Source organism: Chloroflexaceae bacterium (assembly GCA_025057155.1).
Lineage (GTDB): Bacteria > Chloroflexota > Chloroflexia > Chloroflexales > Chloroflexaceae > JACAEO01.
Genome location: JANWYD010000095.1, coordinates 1 through 693, shown reverse-complemented (window position 1 = coordinate 693; position 693 = coordinate 1). Strand labels below are relative to the sequence as shown.

Sequence of the window (693 nt, the reverse complement as noted above, 5' to 3'; positions counted from 1 at the left end):
CCAAGGCGCTGCCCGGCGGCGCAGACAAACTCGCGGACGGCGGCGGGGTCGCCCAAAACGCGATCCACGACTGCGAGTTCCCGGCTGACCTCAGCGGGCTTAATGGCGCGTTGGGCGTACTTCGTGCGACTGAGGCGTTCGCGCGCGACGTCCGCGTCCCACCGCTGATGCAGGCGCGTCACCGGCGACGCCTCGAGATCAAGCGACAGTTGTTCGGGCTGATCGCGCCGCCCGCGCAAAAACAGAGCGTTGAGCACCGCTTCGGTGACGGATTCGCTCTCTTCGGGCACGGGGACGTACACGCCGAGCGTCTTGTGGATTTCACGCGCTTTGTTGAGCAGAACGTCAATCACGACGCCGTCCACAGGGTTATCGGGACTGAAGCAGCGAACCGCCGTGACGACCGGCGCAGGCTGACCGTAGCGATCCACCCGCCCTTCGCGTTGCTCCAGGCGGTTGGGGTTCCACGGCAGGTCATAGTGCAACACCGCATCAAACAACGTCTGCAAGTTGATCCCTTCGCTCAGGCAGTCGGTGGCGACGAGGACGCGCTGCGGGGTGCGTGCGAGGTCCTGCACTTTGGCGCGGCGTTCTTCCTCCTCGATGCGACCGGTGACGGCGCTCACCCGGAGGGCGGGGAATTGGCCGGCGAGTCGGCGCTGTAGCTCCTGCGCGACGTATTCGGCGGTGGCG

Annotated in this window: 1 protein-coding gene; it reads right to left on the bottom strand. The window is 66.4% G+C overall.

The genetic code is table 11. From position 1 onward, the window contains the following. The coding region (locus NZU74_20450) for a helicase-related protein (GenBank protein MCS6883699.1) at window positions 1-693 on the bottom strand (693 nt) is incomplete at both ends.